We start from the raw sequence: 16,797 nt of genomic DNA on the forward strand, positions 1-16,797 counted from the left end.
TCCAATGGCCGTTAGCAAGGTTTCCGACACCGATTTCGAAGCCGAAGTGCTCAAGGCGAACGGCCCCGTGGTCGTCGATTTCTGGGCCGAATGGTGCGGCCCCTGCCGCATGATCGCACCCGCGCTCGACGAGATCGCCGGCGCGATGGGCGACAAGGTCAAGATCGTGAAGCTCAACGTCGACGAGAGCCCGAAGACCGCGTCGAAGTACGGCGTGATGTCGATCCCGACCTTGATGATCTTCAAGGGCGGCGAGATGGCCTCCCGCCAGGTCGGCGCGGCGCCGAAGGCGAAGCTGCAGCAGTGGATCACCTCCGCGGTCTGATCCACGTCGCAGAAGATTTTTTCGAAACGGCCGGCTGATCGCCGGCCGTTTTATTTTGCCCGCAGCCCGGGTCTATTTCTCGCCGGCCTTACCCTCCGCGAGCTTGGCCAGGCTCGCGAGGACTTCGGGAAAATCTGATGCGACAACCGAACCAATTTCGGCCGCTTGCGAGCCTTTGGCGTCGACGGCGTAGACAATACGTGTGCGCCCTGGTCCGAGCGACTCGATGCGATGAGCGACCTTGATGACGAGATCGCCGACTTGCGTTTCGTCGACGAAGCACGCGTTCTCGCGAACTTCGATCAGTTGCGAGCGCAGCGCTTCCTCGCCGGGCGGCTTCATCGTGAACCAGGTGCCGGTCGCAAATGGCCCGTCAATGTCGATCCGCTCGATACCCGCATTCCAGTTTTTCCAGCCGGGGACATCGCGAAAGATGCTCCAGATCGTCTCCGCAGTTGCAGACGTCTCGATGGCATATTCGTTTCGCCAGACATGTCCGTCGCTCATGGCGCACTCCCTCCTTGAGATGTACGCATATAACAAGCGTACATATCAGGGAGTCAAACCGTAGGTTGGATGGAGCGAGGCGGAGCTACTTGATCCACCCCGTCGCCAGCGCGTTCGCGAGCTCCGGCTGATGGTTGCGGCGGGCGAGCGCGGCCATCGCTTCATGGTCGTAGGCGATCTGGCGGAACGTGACCTGCCAGGCAGTGTCAACGCGTTCGAGAATCGCATAGCGCGCGTGCGGCGTGCCGGCCTCGACCAGATGCGGGAACGGATGCACGTCGCGATAGCCTGGGCTGCCCACACTGCCGGGATTGACGATCAGGCGGCCGTCGCGAAGCCGCACCGCGCGGGCCAGATGGGTGTGGGCGCAGAGGATCAGCGACTGCGTCACGCCTTGCGCGAACTGCTCGATCCGGTCGAGCGGCGATAGCGCCACGGTGCCGTCGGGATGCACGGTGTCGAGCCAATAGACTTCGTCATCCTCGGGCGTCGCGTGGCAGAGGAAGACCTGATCCCGAAACACACGCGTCACCGGCTGCACCCGCAGCCAGTCGAGCTGCGCGGCATCAAGCTGCGCATGCGCGGGGCGGTCCCACGAGCCCATCTTCTCCGGGGGACGATCGAGTAGATAGCGGTCGTGATTGCCGAGCACATGCACGGCGTCGAGCGTCATCAGGATCTCGATGGTGCGCCGCGCGTCGAGCGGCCCGCTCAGCATATCGCCGAGATTGACGATGTCGGAGATTCCTTGCGCGCCGATATCGGCAAGCACCGCCTCCAGCGCCAGATAGTTTCCGTGGATGTCGGCAATCACGGCAAAGCGCATTGGCGTTCTCTCTTGCCCCGGACGCAGCGCAGCGCTTCTTCAGCGGTGCGCTGCTGAGCCGGGGCCCATATGGCGGCATTCTGGGTCCCGGCTCTGCGGAGCAGCGTTGCACGCTGCACCGCGTCCGGGACACGAGAGCTTATGCAGGAGGCGTGCCGTTGAGCCCTAGCACGTGGCCCGCGAGATAGAGCGAGCCGGTGATCAGGATCCGCGGCGGCACTTCGTAGGCGAGCCGCGACAAGGCGCGCAGTGCGGCCTCGATGCCGGGGGCGATCTCGACGCGCATGCCGAGGCTGCGGACCGCGTCCGCAAGACGATCGACCGGCATCGCGTTCTCGGTGTCCGGGATCGGCACCGCGATGATGTGACGGGTCAGGCCGGCGAAATTCGCCAGAAACGCCTTCGCGTCCTTGTTGGCCATCATCCCGGCGATGACGACCAGCGGCCGCGATACCCGTTCCTCGAGATCGCCGAGCGCAGCGGCCGCGACGCGGCCGCCTTCGGCATTATGTCCCCCGTCGAGCCAGATCTCCGAGCCCTGCGGACCCCAGGAGAGCAACTCGCCCGAGGTGAGACGCTGCATCCGCGCCGGCCATTCGGCACTGAGGATGCCGGCCTCGAATGCCGCCTGGTTGATCTTGAAGGCGCTGATCGCGCGCAGCGTCGCGATGGCAAGGCCGGCATTGTCGAACTGATGACGGCCGAACAGGCGCGGCGCCGCGAGATCCATCAGGCCGCGCTCGTCGGAATAGACCAGCCGCCCATGCTCGACATTGACGTGCCAGCTTTCGTTGGCGGCAAACAGCGGCGCGCGCATGCGCTTGGCCTGCGCCTCGATCACGGCCATCGCCTCGCCCGCCTGCTCGGCGCATGCCACTGGCACACCGCGCTTGATGATCGCGGCCTTCTCGCCGGCGATCGACGCCAGGGTGTCGCCGAGAAAATCCATGTGGTCCATGCTGACGGGCGTGATCACGCAGGCCGCGGGCGCATCGACTACATTGGTCGAATCGAGCCGGCCGCCAAGGCCGACTTCGAGCAGTACCGCGTCGGCAGGATTTTGCGCGAACAGATGGAAGGCGGCGGCAGTCTTGAGCTCGAACACCGTCGCAGGCTCGCCGGCATTGACGCGCTCGACCTCTTCCAGCGCCGCGCGCAACTCGTCGTCGCTGACCAGCACGCCACCGCCGACGCGACCGAGCCGGAAACATTCGTTGATGCGGACGAGATAGGGCGATGTGTAGGCGTGGACGCGCAGGCCGGCGGCCTCCAGCGTCGCGCGCAGATAGGCCACCGTCGAGCCCTTGCCGTTGGTGCCCGCGACGTGGATCACCGGCGGCAGCTTGCGCTCGGGATGACCGAGCCGCTCGAGCAGGCGTTGCATCCGCTCGAGCCCGAGATCGATGCGCTTCTGATGCAGGGCCGACAGCCGCCCGATCAATGCGTCGAGCGACGGCTTTGCGCTGTCAGAGGACACGTTCACGCGTGGGGCGCAGCCGGCGCCGTCTCAGCGGCCGATACGATTTGGGCCGGACTGACGACAGGCTGCACCGATTTCGACGCGCTCTCCTGCGCCGGCGCCCTGGTCAGCAGGCGGCAGAGCCGCGCCAAAGTCGGACGCAGTTCGTGGCGATGCACGACCATGTCAACCATGCCGTGCTCTTTCAGATATTCGGCGCGCTGAAAACCCTCAGGCAGCTTTTCGCGGATGGTCTGCTCGATCACGCGCGCGCCGGCAAATCCGATCAGCGCGCCGGGCTCGGCGATCTGCACGTCGCCGAGCATCGCATAGGATGCGGTGACGCCGCCGGTGGTCGGGTTGGTCAGCACGACGATATAGGGCTGTTTTGCTTCGCGCAGCATCTGCACGCCGACCGTGGTGCGCGGCATCTGCATCAGCGACAAGATGCCTTCCTGCATGCGCGCGCCGCCGGACGCGGCGAACACGATGAACGGCGACTTCTTTTCGACCGCGAGCTCGAGCCCGCGCACGAGGGCTTCACCGGCAGCCATGCCGAGCGAACCACCCATGAAATCGAAATCCTGCACAGCGATGACGACACCGGCGCCCTCGAGCTTGCCGTAGCCGACCTTGACCGCATCGTTCAGGTTGGTGCGCGCGCGCGCGTCCTTGACGCGGTCGACGTATTTCTTCTCGTCGCGGAATTTCAGCGGATCAGGCGTGACCTCGGGCAGGGCGACGTCGAACCAGGTCTCATTGTCGAAGATCGATTTCAGACGCGCCACCGCGCCCATGCGCATGTGGTAGTTCGAGCCGGGGATGACGAACTGGTTGGCCTCGACGTCCTTGTAGAACACGAGCTGTCCGGAATCCGGGCACTTGATCCACAGATTCTCCGGCGTCTCCCGCCGCAGCATGTTGCGAATCTTCGGCCGGACCACATTGGTAAGCCAGTTCATGGTTTGCTCCGATGTGCGAACCCGCAGGGGATCGCCTGAAGGACTATATGGCGGCCGGGCCTTTGCCCGGCAAGCCGCCGTGTCGCCCGCTCCAGAAGCGGAATTGTGGCCTATTCGGCCGCTTGTTTCGCGCCCTTGACGCCCTGGGCCAGGGCCGCCGTCAACTCGGCTACGGCGTTAACGGTTTTGGCGGTTGCGCGCCCCTCGGCATCGAGACTGTTCTTGAGCGCGTCGACCAGCGCGGTGCCGACCACGGCACCGTTGGCATGCGAAGCAATGGCCTGGGCATTTTCCGGGGTGCGGATGCCGAAGCCGACGCAAACCGGCAGCTTGGTGTGGCGCTTGATGCGGGCGACCGCCCCGCTCACAGCCGTGGCGTCCGCCGCAGCCGCACCGGTGATGCCGGTGATGGCGACGTAGTAGACAAAGCCCGAGGTGTTCGCGAGCACAGCCGGCAGGCGCTTGTCGTCGGTCGTCGGCGTCGCCAGGCGAATGAAGTTGAGGCCGGCCTTCATCGCGGGCAGGCAGAGCTCGTCGTCTTCTTCCGGCGGCAGGTCGACGATGATCAGGCCATCGATACCGGCGCTCTTGGCATCGACAAGGAACTTGTCGACGCCGTAGATGTAGATCGGATTGTAGTAGCCCATCAGCACGATCGGCGTCGAATTGTCGTCCTTGCGGAAGTCGCGCACGAGATTGAGCGTCTTCTTCAGCGTCATGCCGACCTTGAGCGCGCGCAAGCCCGCGGCCTGGATCGACGGGCCGTCGGCCATCGGATCGGTGAAGGGCATGCCGAGCTCGATCACGTCGGCGCCCGACTTCGGCAGCGCCTTGATGATCTCGAGCGACGTCGCCGGATCGGGATCGCCGGCCATCACGAAGGTGACGAAGGCCGAGCGGCCGGCTTTTTTCAGCTCGGCGAAACGGGTGTCGATACGGGTGGTCACTTGGTCTTGCCCTTCAGGATGTCGCCGACCTGCGGGACGTCCTTGTCGCCGCGGCCGGAGAGATTGACGACCATCAGGTGATCTCTCGGCCGCTTCGGCGCGAGCTCCATCACCTTGGCGATGGCGTGCGCGGGCTCGAGTGCGGGAATGATACCTTCGAGCTTCGAGAGCAGCTGGAACGCGGCGAGCGCCTCGTCATCGGTCGCGGAGAGATAATTGACGCGGCCGACCTCGTGCAGCCAGGAATGCTCGGGTCCGATGCCGGGATAGTCGAGGCCGGCCGAGATCGAATGCGCGTCCTGGATCTGGCCGTCGGCATCCATCAAGAGGTAAGTGCGGTTGCCGTGGAGCACGCCGGGACGGCCGCCCGCGATCGAGGCCGCATGCAACTGCGTGAGCCCGTGGCCAGCGGCTTCGACACCAAAGATTTCGACGGAGGGGTCGTCGAGGAAGGGATGGAACAGGCCCATCGCGTTCGAGCCGCCGCCAATACAGGCGACCAGCGAATCCGGCAGGCGTCCCTCGACCTCCTGCATCTGGGTCCTGGTTTCGTTGCCGATGATCGACTGGAAGTCGCGCACCAGCGTCGGATAGGGATGCGGGCCCGCTACCGTGCCGATGCAGTAGAAGGTGTCGTGCACGTTGGTGACCCAATCGCGCAGCGCCTCGTTCATTGCGTCTTTCAGCGTGCGCGTGCCTGATTGCACGGGCATCACCTTGGCGCCAAGCATCTCCATGCGGATCACGTTGGGCTGCTGCCGCTCGACGTCAACGGCGCCCATATAGACCACGCATTCGAGGCCGAAGCGCGCGCACAGCGTCGCGGTGGCGACACCGTGCTGGCCGGCGCCGGTCTCGGCGATGATGCGCCTCTTGCCCATGCGCCGCGCCAGCATGATCTGGCCGAGCACATTGTTCACCTTGTGCGAACCGGTGTGGTTGAGCTCTTCGCGCTTCAGATAGATCTTGGCGCCGCCGAGATGCTCGGTGAGACGCTCGGCGAAATAGAGCGGCGAAGGCCGGCCGACATAGTTCTTGAGATAGCCGTTCATCTCGGCCTGGAAGGCTGGATCGGCCTTGGCCGCGGTGTAAGCCTTCTCCAGATCGAGGATCAGCGGCATCAAGGTTTCGGCGACGAAGCGTCCGCCGAAAATGCCGAAATGGCCGCGTTCGTCGGGGCCGCTGCGATAGGAATTTGGTTTGGCGATGTTCATCGAACGCTCAACTCTTGAGTGGCGCGCGCGGCGCGAATGAAGGCCTTGATCAACTCGGGATCCTTGACGCCGGGAGCGCTCTCGACGCCCGAGGACACGTCGGCGCCACCGGCACCGGTGACGCGGAGGGCTTCGGCGACATTGTCGGCGTGAAGCCCGCCGGAGACCATGTAGGGCAGTTTGAGATCGAGATTTTCCAGCAGGTGCCAGTCGAACGGCGCCCCCAGGCCGCCGGGCCGGGTCGCATCCTTCGGCGCGTGCGCGTCGAACAGGATGCGGTCGGCGACCGCGGCGTAGCCGGGCAGCACGGCGAGATCGGCTGATGTCGCGACCGGCACCGCCTTCATCACGGGGCGGCCGAACTTCGACTTGATGTCGCGCAGCCGCGCCACGCTCTCCTTGCCGTGGAGCTGGAAAATGTCGGGCGACAGCGCGTCCATGATGTTGCCGAGCGTGGCGTCATCGGCATTGACCGTGAGCGCGACCTTGAGCGCGCGCCGCTTCACCTGGCGGCCGAGATCGCGCCCCGCCTCCAGCGACACATGCCGCGGCGACGGCGGAAAGAACACGAACCCCACCATGTCGGCGCCCGCGTCGATCGCTACTTCGAGCGTCTCGCGCGTGGACAGGCCGCAGATTTTGACGAGCAGGGACATGGTCTCAAAGCAGGTGGAGGCCGCAAGCTGCGGCCGGGAAACGGGTTTTCCGGTCGGGCCGCTTCTACAACGTCGCGCGCTGCTTGTCTCGCCCGATGGCCCCGTAAAGGCCCACCCCGGAGGGTACCGGGAGGCGTTGGGCCTCGGGCTTTGCCGGGGCCGTCTGGGCCCGCAGATCAGCCAGTTCGACACGGGCGGCCATCGCATCCGCCTCATGCCGGCGCGCGGCGCGCCGCCAGTGCCGCTGGCCGAACCAGACGGCGCAACCGCCGGCGATGACGCCCAAGGCGGCCACCAGGATCAGCAGCAGAAACAGCGGCAGCGTGACCGACAGGGCCGGATCAGCTGCCATGAAAGGATCGAAGGAGACAGTGACAAAATGCCGGTTGGCGACGGCAAAGGTCACCAGGATCAGGCCCAGCGGAATCACGATCAGCGCGGTCAGGAACTTTCGCATCGCGAGCGCTCGTCTTGAATCAAGCTTGCTGCCGCATCATGCGGCCGTTCGGTAAAGCCCGGACGACAGACTTAATCCGGGGCGCCCGGATCCGGATGATCGCGGTTCAGCCGCTCGCGCATTTCCTTGCCGGTCTTGAAGAACGGAACGCTCTTCTGATCGACGGGGACATGGGCGCCGGTGCGCGGATTGCGGCCGGCGCGCGCGGGGCGGTGCTTCACCGAAAAAGCACCGAAGCCACGCAGCTCAACGCGGTCGCCGCGCGCGAGTGCCGCTACGATCTCCTCGAGAATCGCGTTCACAATGTTCTCGACATCCCGCTGGTACAGATGCGGGTTGTGCTCGGCGATACGCTGAACAAGTTCGGATTTGATCATCGAGAGATAGGACCCGGAAGCGTGCGGATGACCATTTCCGTGAAAATACCGTGATCTGTCAAGACGCTAAATGAAGGTTGAGCGTCGTGAAAATGCGTGACAAATGCCGAAAAAGCGGGCTGCGCAGCTACCCGTCAGACGGGAAAAAGGTTCGAAACTCGCGTTGTTCCGCTTATTCCCGGTCAATTCGACCCAGCCGGCTGCCACAGGGCCAGCATTCCATCCATCCCGACGCGATCGACCGCCTGCACGACTCCGGTTTGCGCGATTTGATGCGCAATCGAGCCGAATCCCAGCGCTTCCAGCGTCACGGCAGCAGCCGTCTTGAGGAACGGCAGGTCACCAAAGCGCGGCTCGAGCTTGTAATCGCGCACGCTCAGACCCTTCTTGACGCCCTTCTGCTCCTCGAGCCAGCTCACGGCGGTTTTCTCGTCGCCGAGCTGATCGATCAGCTTGAGATCGATCGCCTGGCGGCCGGTAAAGACGCGGCCATCGACGACTTTTTCGAGCTGCGTGTCATCCAAGCCACGGCGCTGCTTCACCAGATCCTTGAACCAGGCATAGGAATCCTTGACCAGCGCATCCAGCGCGGCCCGGGCCTCGGGGCTGGTCGGCTCAAAACCGTTGGGCGCGGCCTTCAGCGGCGTGGACTTCACTTCCTCGACCTTGACGCCGATAGTCTTCAAGAGTTCCGAGACGTTGGGAAACTGGAACAGCACGCCGATCGAGCCGACCAGCGAGCTCTGCTGGGCGATGATGTGGTCGCTCGCAATCGCGGTGATGTAGCCGCCGGATGCGGCAAGTCCCTCGACCACGACGACCAGCGGCTTCTTCGCCTTCAGGCGCGTCAGGGAATCGTAGAGCTGCTCGGAGCCGGCGGTGGTGCCGCCCGGCGAATTGACGTGAACGATCACGGCGGCGGCCTGCGAATTCTCCAGCCGCTCCAGCGCCCGCGTGCGGTCGGAATCGCTGCGGATCAGGCCATCGATCTGCACGCGCGCGATTGAGCCTGCGGTAGCGAAGCTGCCGCCCGCGCCGGGTGTCGCGATCAGTGCGAAGCCCGCGATCGCAGCGATCGCGATCAGCGCGGCCATCACGCGCCAGAACGTCAGCTTGCGGCGGATCCTGCGGCGATCGACGATGATGTCCGAATCGAGCGACATCGGAATATCTCCAAATGAAAGGCCGCTGGCGTTGTGCCGTCACAACCTGACCAATGGCTTGTCTGGATACATCAATTGCGGCGCAATTTGAAGAAAACAAGGCCCCGCGCAGCCTGGATGGGGCAACAACAAAAAAGCCCCGGCTCGCGCCGGGGCTTTGATGTCAGCAAAACCTGCGTTTCGCCTACTTGCTGTCGCGGTTCTTGAGCGCGGTGCCCAGGATGTCGCCGAGCGTCGCACCCGAATCCGAGGAGCCGTACTGCGCGATGGCTTCCTTCTCTTCGGCAACTTCGAGCGCCTTGATCGACACCTGGACCTTGCGGGCCTTCTTGTCGAACTGGATCACGCGGGCATCGACCTTCTCGCCGACGGCGAAGCGTTCGGCGCGCTGGTCGTTACGGTCACGCGCGAGCTCCGAGCGCTTGACGAAGGTGGTGAAGTCGGTACCGGCGATCTTCACCTCGATGCCGCTTTCCTTCACTTCGAGCACTTCGCAGGTCACGACCGCGCCCTTCTTGACATCGCCCGGCTCGGCGAAGGGGTCGCCTTCGAGCTGCTTGATGCCGAGCGAGATACGCTCCTTCTCGACGTCCACATCGAGCACCACGGCTTTCACCACGTCGCCCTTCTTGTAGTTGTCGATCACCTGCTCGCCCGGAAGCTTCCAGTCGAGGTCGGAGAGGTGGACCATGCCGTCGACATCGCCCTCGAGGCCCAGGAACAGACCGAACTCGGTCTTGTTCTTGACTTCGCCCTCGACCACCGAACCGGTCGGATGACCTTCGACGAAGACCTCCCACGGGTTGCGCATGGTCTGCTTGAGGCCGAGCGAGATGCGGCGCTTGACGGAATCGACTTCCAGCACCTGCACATCGACTTCCTGCGAGGTCGACACGATCTTGCCGGGGTGCATGTTCTTCTTGGTCCACGACATCTCGGAGACGTGGATCAGGCCTTCGATGCCCGGCTCGAGCTCGACGAACGCACCGTAGTCGGTGATGTTGGTGACACGGCCGGTGAAGCGGGCACCCAGCGGGTACTTGGCTTCGATGCCCTGCCACGGATCGTCCAGCAGCTGCTTCATGCCCAGCGAGATGCGGTGCGTCTCGTGGTTGATCTTGATGATCTTGACCTTCACGGTCTGGCCGATCGAGAGCACCTCGGTCGGGTGGTTGACGCGGCGCCATGCGATGTCGGTGACGTGCAGCAGGCCGTCGATGCCGCCGAGGTCAACAAACGCACCGTAGTCGGTGATGTTCTTGACCACGCCGTCGATGACCTGGCCCTCTTCGAGGTTCTGCACCAGCTCCTGACGCTGCTCGGCGCGGGTCTCTTCGAGAACCGTGCGGCGGGAGACGACGATGTTGCCGCGGCGGCGGTCCATCTTGAGGATCTGGAACGGCTGCGCGTTGTTCATCAGCGGCGCAACGTCGCGGATCGGACGGATGTCGACCTGCGAGCGCGGCAGGAAGGCCACGGCACCGTCGAGGTCGACGGTGAAGCCGCCCTTGACCTGGTTGAAGATGACGCCGGTGACCTTCTCGTTGTTCTGGAACGCCTTCTCCAGCTTGCCCCAGCTCTCCTCGCGGCGCGCCTTGTCGCGCGACAGCACGGCTTCGCCGAGGGCGTTTTCGATGCGATCGAGGAACACTTCCACCTCGTCGCCAACCTTGATCTCGCTCTCACGGCCGGGGCCGGAAAATTCGCGCAGCGCAACGCGGCCTTCGGTCTTCAGGCCGACGTCGATGACGGCCATGTCCTTTTCAATTGCAACCACCTTGCCCTTGACGACCGAGCTCTCCTGCAGGTTGCCACCTGCGAAAGACTCGTCGAGCATCGCGGCGAAATCGTCGCGCGAGGGGCTATAGGTATCAGCGGAAGTCAAAGCCATTTGTTCTCCAGTTGCGGAAGTCTTGCCGGCCGTTGGGTTTTTGGGCGTATCGGACGTGCAGTGTCGGAAGGTCCACAAAACCTTCGAGCGACCGCTCGTTGCTCGGGTCTGCGACCGGAACAGCGGAAGCGGGCCGGCTGAGGCCCGCACGTTCGATACGTGGAAATCTTTGTCCGGAGCCTGGATCGCGTCGGCCCCCAACAGGGACCGAGAGTATCGACCTCAAAGAGCGGGAGCGGGCACTTCCTCCAATGACGGCTGCGGTTTAACCCCGCGACCGGCCCGCTCGGACAGCCTCGATAATGTCGATGGCGGCCCGGACGCCGCCTTCTATATCCAGTTGGGAGTTATCTAGCAAGTAAGCATCCGCGGCCGGTTTCAAAGGCGCAATCGGCCTGTTCTTGTCCCGTTCGTCGCGCTGGATGATGTCGGCCAGCACCGCCGCCTCGTCGGCCTCCTCGCCCCGCGCCCTCGCCTCCATGGTGCGGCGGCGGGCGCGGACTTTTGGGTCAGCCACGACGAAAATCTTCACGTCGGCATCGGGGCAGATCACGGTTCCAATGTCCCGGCCGTCCAGCACCGCGCCGGGCGGACCGGCGGCGAATTGCCGCTGGAAATTGAGCAGGACCTCGCGAACTCTGGGGATCGCCGAGACGATGGAGGCGCCCTCGCCGGCCATCTGGGTCTTGAGGGCGGGATTGCCGAACTTTTCGGGATCGAGCTCCAGCGCGGCCTGCACCGCGGCCGCCTCATCCCGGAGGTCATGGCCGGACTGCATCAGGGCGTAGGCGACCGCGCGATAGATCACGCCGGTATCGAGATGACGATAGCCGTAGTGATGGGCGAGGCGCTTGCCGAGCGTGCCCTTGCCCGAGGCTGCGGGTCCGTCGATCGCGATGATCATGAAAACTCGGCCCCCAGCGACCGCATCATCGGAATGAAGTCCGGGAAACTGGTGGCGATGAAGGCGATGTCGTCGACCGTCACCGGCTGATCGGACGCGCAGCCCATCACCAGCGCGGACATCGCGATGCGGTGGTCCATATGCGTGGCGACGGTGCCGCCGCCGGGGACGTGGCCGCGGCCCTCGACGATCAGATCGTCGCCGGAAACAGTAACCTTCACGCCATTGACGCGGAGCATGGCTGCGGTGGCCTCGAGCCGGTCGGATTCCTTGACGCGCAGCTCCTGCAGGCCGCGCATGATGGTCGTGCCTTCGGCGAACGAAGCCGCAACCGCCAGCACGAGATATTCGTCGATCATCGAGGGTGCGCGTTCCGGCGGCACCTCGACGCCGCGCAGTTTCGACGCGCGGACGCGCAGCTGCGCCATCGGCTCGCCGGCGTCGCCGCGCACTTCGTTTTCCTCGATGGACGCGCCCATTTCGCGCAGCGTCGTGAAAAGACCGGTGCGCAGCGGATTGGTCATCACGTCGGAAAGAACGACATCGGAGCCTTCAACGATCAGCGCCGCGACGACCGGAAATGCCGCTGAGGACGGATCAGCGGGCACGATGACGGTCGCGCCATGCAGCTCGGGCTGGCCGACCAGCGTGATGCGGCGGCCGTGAGCCCCCTCGGCGACCGAGGTGATATCCGCGCCAAAATGCTTCAGCATCAGCTCGGTGTGGTCGCGGCTGGCCTCGTTCTCGATCACGGTCGTGGTGCCCGGCGCAGACAGGCCCGCCAGCAGCACCGCCGACTTGATCTGGGCCGAGGCAACCGGCGTCTTGTAGGTGATCGGCAGCGGATCGCGCGCGCCCTGAACGGTCAGCGGCAGGCGGCCGCCTTCGCCTCCGGAAACAACCCTGGCGCCCATCTTTTCAAGCGGATCGAGGATCCGGCGCATCGGGCGGCTGCGCAGCGAGGCATCGCCGTCGAACACCGCCGCAATCGGGCAGCCGGCGACCGCGCCCATGACCAGCCGGCAACCGGTGCCGGAGTTGCCGAAATCCAGCGCCGCCTTCGGCTCGGCGAAGCCTCCGACGCCCACGCCTTTTACCTTCCAGGCAAAATCGCCGGTGCGCTCAACCTTGGCGCCGAGGGCCTGCATGGATTTGGCGGTGTTAAGGACGTCCTCGCCCTCCAGGAGACCCGAAATCCGGGTCTCGCCGACGGCGAGCGCGCCCAGGATCAGGGCACGGTGGGAAATCGACTTGTCCCCGGGCACCCGTACTTTCCCGGTCAGGGGGCCGCTTGCGCGCGACTGCAGCGGCGTGGGCTTGTCGGAATGGGTCAAGATTGTGTCCTCGGATGCGCCTGAGAGGCTGGGGCAGGTACCACATGGTCTCCCCGCCGTCACCGGCATGTCTTTCTCTCGTAATGCGCTATTGACAGCGGGCCGCCAACTAGCCAAGTGAAACACCGCTTTTCAGACATCCCAGGATTCCTCTGCCGTGGCCAAGTCCGAACTCGGAACCAAACGTATTTGCCCCACGACGGGCAAGAAATTCTATGACCTCAACAAGAACCCGGTGATCTCGCCCTATACCGGCGAAGTTGTGCCGATCGCGCCCGTGGCGCCGGCGCGTGTACCGCGCGGCGCCGAAGCCCGCCACGCTGCAGCCGCCGCCGACACCCCGCCGGAGCCGGCGGAGGTCGAGGAGGTCTCGCTGGAGGAGGCCGATGCCGAGGAGAACACCGGCAAGGTCAAGGCTGTCGTCCCCGAATCCGAGGACGATATCGAGGTCGACGAGACCCTCGACGATGACGATGACGATGATTCGACCTTCATTGCCGACGAGGAAGAAGGCGATGAGGACGTGACCGACATCATTGGTGATGTCGGAGGTGATGAAGAGACTTGAGATCAGCCCTGATCTGTGAAAAAGGGTGCACCGCGCGAGTCACCAGGCTCGCCGGTCGGGAGTGATCCGATAGGATCGTCCCAGGACTTAAGGGGCCATAGCTCAGCTGGGAGAGCGCTTGCATGGCATGCAAGAGGTCGGCGGTTCGATCCCGCCTGGCTCCACCACGCTTCGCCCTTCGGGCTACGCGTGGCGCAGCCGCGCATAGCCCGAAGGACGAAGCGTGGTGTCCGGCGTAGCCCGTAGGGCGAAGACGGACCGGTGACGATCCTGATCAAACTATCGACGACATAGGCAGAAGCCGCCAATATAGTGCGGCCCTTCAGGCTACGCGTGGCGCAGCCGCGCGTAGCCCGAAGGACGAAGCGTGGTGTCCGGCGAAGCCCGCACGGACTGCCTCACGTTCTATCCCATCCTCTGCTCCGCTATCCGACTGCCCAGACGCGAGGCGTCAATGTGGTACGTCTACATTCTCCGCAGCATCGAATTCCCCGACCAGGAATACATTGGCGCCACGGAAGATCTGAAGCGACGGGTGCCTGAGCACAATGCCGGCAAATCCGCTCACACAGCCAAGTTCAAGCCATGGAAGTTGGTTTGGTACTGCGCTTTTCCCGACAAGATGAAGGCCCTTGCATTCGAGAAATATCTCAAATCACACTCAGGCCGCGCCTTCTCGAAAAAGCGGCTCCGCTAGCCTACTCCCCAATCACCGCATTCAACCGATCCCGCAGCGCGACGATCTCGTCCTTTATCGCGACCAGCTCCGACACCGAGCAATCCGACGCGGCCAGGATCGACTGCGGGACGCTGCGCGCCTTGTCCTTCAGCGCGTGCCCCTGCGGGGTCAGCGCGATCAGGACCTGACGCTCATCCTCGCTGGAGCGCGTGCGCTTGACGAGGTGCGCGGCTTCGAGCCGCTTGAGCAGCGGCGTCAGCGTGCCCGAATCGAGAAACAGCTTTTCGCCGATATCCTTGAGCGGCACGTCGTCGCGCTCCCACAGCACCAGCATCACCAGATATTGCGGATAGGTCAGGCCGAGCCGGTCGAGCAGCGGCTTGTAGACGCGGTTGAAGGCGTGCGCGGCCGAATAGACGGCGAAGCAGATCTGGTTGTCGAGGCGTTGCGGATCCAGGGTCGATAATTTCCGGGCCATAGGGAATCTCATGAGATTGACCCGCATTGTGGGACCGGGCGGGCCGACATTCAATTGCGAACAATTAAATGTGAGGCATGCAGATTTCAATTGCGCGCAATATAATTGTTTGCGATACAGATTGTACCCCAACCCGAAGACCCCGAGGAGACGAAAATGTCCGTGAACGTCCTTTACAAGACCAGCGCAAAAGCCACCGGCGGCCGTGACGGCCATGCGGCGACCCTCGACGGCGCACTCGACGTCAAGCTCACCACGCCGAAGGAGCTCGGCGGCGGCGGCGGCGCCGGCAACAATCCCGAGCAGCTGTTTGCGGCCGGCTATGCCGCCTGCTTCATCGGCGCGATGAAGTTCGTGTCCTCGCAGGGCGGCCCGAAGGTCCCTGCCGACGCCTCCGTAACCTCGACCGTCGGCATCGGCCCGCGCTCGGCCGGCGGCTTCGGCCTCGACATCGATCTGGCGGTCTCGCTGCCGGGGCTGTCCCGCGCCGACGCCGAGGCGCTGGTCGAGAAGGCGCACCAGGTGTGCCCGTATTCCAACGCGACGCGCGGCAATGTCGACGTTCGCCTGACGGTCGTCTGATCTGACGGTGGATTGGCTGGCCCGGGATCCCTCTCGGGCCGGCCGCTTCCGCTCGATTTGCCATGCTGCGGGATTGCCGCCGGCGCTGCATGACCCTCTACGCGACAAGCCATTGCTGGCTTGGACGAACCTCGCTAGGCCTGTGGTCAAATATCGACACAGGGGAAGCGAAGGAAATGACTGAAGCCGCAACCGGCGCAATGAGCGGACTGCGCGTCATCGATCTCACGCGCGTGCTCGGCGGTCCCTACTGCACCCAGATTCTCGCCGACCATGGCGCCGACGTCATCAAGGTCGAGCCGCCGGCAGGCGACGAGGTGCGCGACTGGGGTCCTCCCTTCCACGAGGACGACGCGGCCTATTTCGTCGGCATCAACCGCAACAAGCGCTCGATCGGCCTCGACCTCGCTTCCGAGGGCGGCCGCGTCGTGCTGCTCAAGATGCTGGAGACGGCCGACGTCCTGATCGAGAATTTCAAGCCGGGCACGCTGGAGAAATGGGGCATCGGCAACGATGTGCTCAGCCAGAAATATCCGCGCCTGGTGCATTGCCGGATCTGCGGCTTCGGCGCCGACGGCCCGCGCGGCGGCAATCCCGGTTATGACGCGATTATCCAGGCGATGACCGGCATGATCGCGGCGACCGGCTCGCCCGAGAGCGGGCCGATGCGGATCGGCGTGCCGCTGGTCGACATCACCACCGGTCTTTACGCAGCGATCGGCATCCTGATGGCGCTGTCCGAGCGGCAACGTTCGGGCAAAGGCCAGTTCCTGGAGACGACGCTGTACGAAACCGGCCTCGCCATCATGCATCCGCACACCGCGAATTATTTCATGCATGGCAAGCCGCCGGGCCTCACCGGAAACGAGCATCCCAACCTCGTGCCCTACGCGATCTTCCCGACCAAGACCGACAACATCTTCATCGGCGTCGGCAATGACGGCACCTTCCGCAAGCTCGCCAACGAGATCGGCAAGCCCGAGCTCGGCACCGATCCGCGCTTTGCCCGCAACAAGGACCGCATCGCCAATCGCGACGCGCTGCGCGCCGAGCTTGCCGCGGTGTTCAGCCAGCACGAGGCCGAGCCGTTGTGCAATCGCCTGTTGGCTGCGGGCCTGCCCGCGGGCCCGGTGCAGAAGATCGACCAGGCATTGACCAACCCGCACACGATCGCGCGCGGCGATGTCATCGAGAAGGACTGGTACAAGGGCGTGGCCTCGCCGATCCGGCTCGATCGCAGCAAGCCGAGCCTGCGCCGCCTGCCGCCGAAGTTCAGCCAACACTCCCAGGAGGTGTTGGGTGAATTCGGCTACTCAAAGGCGGAGATCGACGCGATGGTCGCCAACGGCGTGGTCTGTGGGACCGAGCGCAAGCGCTAGGACCCTGCCGCCTCACCCAAGCAAATGCCGCACTGCGGCGCGGGCACGCATGTGCACCGCGAACGGAGGAGGCTGCCCGAGCGCGCGTT

The 16,797-nt window shown here is 64.5% G+C and carries 19 protein-coding genes and 1 tRNA gene; 6 read left to right on the plus strand and 14 right to left on the minus strand.

What is annotated here, in order from left to right; genetic code table 11:
- The first annotated feature begins 4 nt into the window (after window positions 1-4).
- Window positions 5-325, plus strand: coding sequence for a thioredoxin (gene trxA, locus ACP2YP_RS00375; RefSeq protein WP_426421694.1), 321 nt, complete (start codon window positions 5-7; stop codon window positions 323-325).
- 72 nt (window positions 326-397) lie between these two features.
- Here the strand turns inward: trxA and ACP2YP_RS00380 are convergent, their stop codons facing one another.
- The 13 genes from ACP2YP_RS00380 to aroA all read right to left on the minus strand — a co-directional run bounded on the left by ACP2YP_RS00380 (window position 398) and on the right by aroA (window position 13,022).
- The gene (locus ACP2YP_RS00380) at window positions 398-832 is read right to left on the minus strand and encodes an SRPBCC family protein (RefSeq protein ID WP_426421695.1); all 435 of its coding nucleotides are present in this window, start codon (window positions 830-832) and stop codon (window positions 398-400) included.
- A gap of 85 nt (window positions 833-917) precedes the next feature.
- Window positions 918-1,658 carry a metallophosphoesterase family protein gene (locus ACP2YP_RS00385; protein ID WP_426421696.1) on the minus strand — a complete coding sequence of 247 codons (741 nt, stop codon included), beginning with the start codon at window positions 1,656-1,658 and terminating at the stop codon, window positions 918-920.
- A gap of 139 nt (window positions 1,659-1,797) precedes the next feature.
- Window positions 1,798-3,141: a bifunctional folylpolyglutamate synthase/dihydrofolate synthase gene (locus ACP2YP_RS00390; protein WP_426421697.1), complete on the minus strand. Its 1,344-nt coding sequence runs from the start codon at window positions 3,139-3,141 to the stop codon at window positions 1,798-1,800.
- The gene (gene accD, locus ACP2YP_RS00395; protein WP_426421698.1) at window positions 3,138-4,079 is read right to left on the minus strand and encodes an acetyl-CoA carboxylase, carboxyltransferase subunit beta; all 942 of its coding nucleotides are present in this window, start codon (window positions 4,077-4,079) and stop codon (window positions 3,138-3,140) included. Before accD ends, ACP2YP_RS00390 begins: the two co-directional genes overlap by 4 nt.
- Before the next feature lie 110 nt (window positions 4,080-4,189).
- Window positions 4,190-5,026: a tryptophan synthase subunit alpha gene (trpA, locus tag ACP2YP_RS00400; protein ID WP_426421699.1), complete on the minus strand. Its 837-nt coding sequence runs from the start codon at window positions 5,024-5,026 to the stop codon at window positions 4,190-4,192.
- Window positions 5,023-6,240: a tryptophan synthase subunit beta gene (trpB, locus tag ACP2YP_RS00405; RefSeq protein ID WP_426421700.1), complete on the minus strand. Its 1,218-nt coding sequence runs from the start codon at window positions 6,238-6,240 to the stop codon at window positions 5,023-5,025. Before trpB ends, trpA begins: the two co-directional genes overlap by 4 nt.
- Window positions 6,237-6,896 (minus strand): phosphoribosylanthranilate isomerase, encoded by a 660-nt coding sequence (locus tag ACP2YP_RS00410; RefSeq protein WP_426421701.1) that lies wholly within the window; start codon window positions 6,894-6,896, stop codon window positions 6,237-6,239. The genes trpB and ACP2YP_RS00410 overlap by 4 nt, the downstream gene beginning before the upstream one ends.
- A gap of 64 nt (window positions 6,897-6,960) precedes the next feature.
- Entirely contained in the window at window positions 6,961-7,353 is a 393-nt protein-coding gene (locus tag ACP2YP_RS00415; RefSeq protein ID WP_426421702.1) for a DUF1049 domain-containing protein, read from the minus strand.
- A 71-nt stretch (window positions 7,354-7,424) separates the two neighbouring features.
- Window positions 7,425-7,730 carry an integration host factor subunit beta gene (locus ACP2YP_RS00420; protein ID WP_007598410.1) on the minus strand — a complete coding sequence of 102 codons (306 nt, stop codon included), beginning with the start codon at window positions 7,728-7,730 and terminating at the stop codon, window positions 7,425-7,427.
- 182 nt (window positions 7,731-7,912) lie between these two features.
- Window positions 7,913-8,893: a signal peptide peptidase SppA gene (sppA, locus tag ACP2YP_RS00425; RefSeq protein ID WP_426421703.1), complete on the minus strand. Its 981-nt coding sequence runs from the start codon at window positions 8,891-8,893 to the stop codon at window positions 7,913-7,915.
- A 184-nt stretch (window positions 8,894-9,077) separates the two neighbouring features.
- Window positions 9,078-10,784 (minus strand): 30S ribosomal protein S1, encoded by a 1,707-nt coding sequence (gene rpsA / locus ACP2YP_RS00430; RefSeq protein ID WP_426421704.1) that lies wholly within the window; start codon window positions 10,782-10,784, stop codon window positions 9,078-9,080.
- Between the two features lie 265 nt (window positions 10,785-11,049).
- Window positions 11,050-11,688: a (d)CMP kinase gene (gene cmk, locus ACP2YP_RS00435; protein ID WP_426421705.1), complete on the minus strand. Its 639-nt coding sequence runs from the start codon at window positions 11,686-11,688 to the stop codon at window positions 11,050-11,052.
- Window positions 11,685-13,022 (minus strand): 3-phosphoshikimate 1-carboxyvinyltransferase, encoded by a 1,338-nt coding sequence (aroA, locus tag ACP2YP_RS00440; protein WP_426421706.1) that lies wholly within the window; start codon window positions 13,020-13,022, stop codon window positions 11,685-11,687. The genes cmk and aroA overlap by 4 nt, the downstream gene beginning before the upstream one ends.
- A 157-nt stretch (window positions 13,023-13,179) precedes the next feature.
- Between aroA and ACP2YP_RS00445 the strand changes: the two genes are divergently transcribed.
- The 3 genes from ACP2YP_RS00445 to ACP2YP_RS00455 all read left to right on the plus strand — a co-directional run bounded on the left by ACP2YP_RS00445 (window position 13,180) and on the right by ACP2YP_RS00455 (window position 14,287).
- Window positions 13,180-13,590, plus strand: coding sequence for a TIGR02300 family protein (locus tag ACP2YP_RS00445; protein ID WP_426421707.1), 411 nt, complete (start codon window positions 13,180-13,182; stop codon window positions 13,588-13,590).
- A gap of 91 nt (window positions 13,591-13,681) precedes the next feature.
- A tRNA-Ala gene (locus ACP2YP_RS00450) sits at window positions 13,682-13,757 on the plus strand.
- Between the two features lie 287 nt (window positions 13,758-14,044).
- Entirely contained in the window at window positions 14,045-14,287 is a 243-nt protein-coding gene (locus tag ACP2YP_RS00455; protein WP_426426438.1) for a GIY-YIG nuclease family protein, read from the plus strand.
- A 1-nt stretch (window position 14,288) separates the two neighbouring features.
- Here ACP2YP_RS00455 and ACP2YP_RS00460 read toward each other — a convergent pair whose 3' ends face one another.
- A complete protein-coding gene (locus tag ACP2YP_RS00460; protein WP_426421708.1) occupies window positions 14,289-14,747 on the minus strand; it encodes a MarR family winged helix-turn-helix transcriptional regulator in 459 nt (152 codons plus the stop codon).
- Window positions 14,748-14,903: 156 nt separating this feature from the next.
- Here ACP2YP_RS00460 and ACP2YP_RS00465 point away from each other — a divergent pair, with 156 nt between their 5' ends.
- Both ACP2YP_RS00465 and ACP2YP_RS00470 read left to right on the plus strand, forming a co-directional pair.
- The gene (locus tag ACP2YP_RS00465; protein ID WP_027531600.1) at window positions 14,904-15,329 is read left to right on the plus strand and encodes an organic hydroperoxide resistance protein; all 426 of its coding nucleotides are present in this window, start codon (window positions 14,904-14,906) and stop codon (window positions 15,327-15,329) included.
- A 176-nt stretch (window positions 15,330-15,505) separates the two neighbouring features.
- A complete protein-coding gene (locus tag ACP2YP_RS00470; RefSeq protein WP_426421709.1) occupies window positions 15,506-16,708 on the plus strand; it encodes a CaiB/BaiF CoA transferase family protein in 1,203 nt (400 codons plus the stop codon).
- The last annotated feature ends 89 nt before the right edge of the window (window positions 16,709-16,797 follow it).

Origin of the sequence: Bradyrhizobium genosp. A, from assembly GCF_049949275.1 — a bacterium.
In the GTDB taxonomy this organism is placed as follows: domain Bacteria; phylum Pseudomonadota; class Alphaproteobacteria; order Rhizobiales; family Xanthobacteraceae; genus Bradyrhizobium.

Bases quoted from the DNA above. Each gene is read 5' to 3' on its own strand.
- ACP2YP_RS00410 (WP_426421701.1), bottom strand. From the start codon at position 6,896: ATGTCCCTGCTCGTCAAAATCTGCGGCCTGTCCACGCGCGAGACGCTC.
- ACP2YP_RS00420 (WP_007598410.1), bottom strand. From the start codon at position 7,730: ATGATCAAATCCGAACTTGTTCAGCGTATCGCCGAGCACAACCCGCAT.
- ACP2YP_RS00380 (WP_426421695.1), bottom strand. From the start codon at position 832: ATGAGCGACGGACATGTCTGGCGAAACGAATATGCCATCGAGACGTCT.
- ACP2YP_RS00385 (WP_426421696.1), bottom strand. From the start codon at position 1,658: ATGCGCTTTGCCGTGATTGCCGACATCCACGGAAACTATCTGGCGCTG.
- cmk (WP_426421705.1), bottom strand. From the start codon at position 11,688: ATGATCATCGCGATCGACGGACCCGCAGCCTCGGGCAAGGGCACGCTC.
- trxA (WP_426421694.1), top strand. From the start codon at position 5: ATGGCCGTTAGCAAGGTTTCCGACACCGATTTCGAAGCCGAAGTGCTC.
- ACP2YP_RS00470 (WP_426421709.1), top strand. From the start codon at position 15,506: ATGACTGAAGCCGCAACCGGCGCAATGAGCGGACTGCGCGTCATCGAT.
- ACP2YP_RS00465 (WP_027531600.1), top strand. From the start codon at position 14,904: ATGTCCGTGAACGTCCTTTACAAGACCAGCGCAAAAGCCACCGGCGGC.
- ACP2YP_RS00415 (WP_426421702.1), bottom strand. From the start codon at position 7,353: ATGCGAAAGTTCCTGACCGCGCTGATCGTGATTCCGCTGGGCCTGATC.
- trpB (WP_426421700.1), bottom strand. From the start codon at position 6,240: ATGAACATCGCCAAACCAAATTCCTATCGCAGCGGCCCCGACGAACGC.
- ACP2YP_RS00455 (WP_426426438.1), top strand. From the start codon at position 14,045: ATGTGGTACGTCTACATTCTCCGCAGCATCGAATTCCCCGACCAGGAA.
- ACP2YP_RS00460 (WP_426421708.1), bottom strand. From the start codon at position 14,747: ATGGCCCGGAAATTATCGACCCTGGATCCGCAACGCCTCGACAACCAG.
- accD (WP_426421698.1), bottom strand. From the start codon at position 4,079: ATGAACTGGCTTACCAATGTGGTCCGGCCGAAGATTCGCAACATGCTG.
- rpsA (WP_426421704.1), bottom strand. From the start codon at position 10,784: ATGGCTTTGACTTCCGCTGATACCTATAGCCCCTCGCGCGACGATTTC.
- sppA (WP_426421703.1), bottom strand. From the start codon at position 8,893: ATGTCGCTCGATTCGGACATCATCGTCGATCGCCGCAGGATCCGCCGC.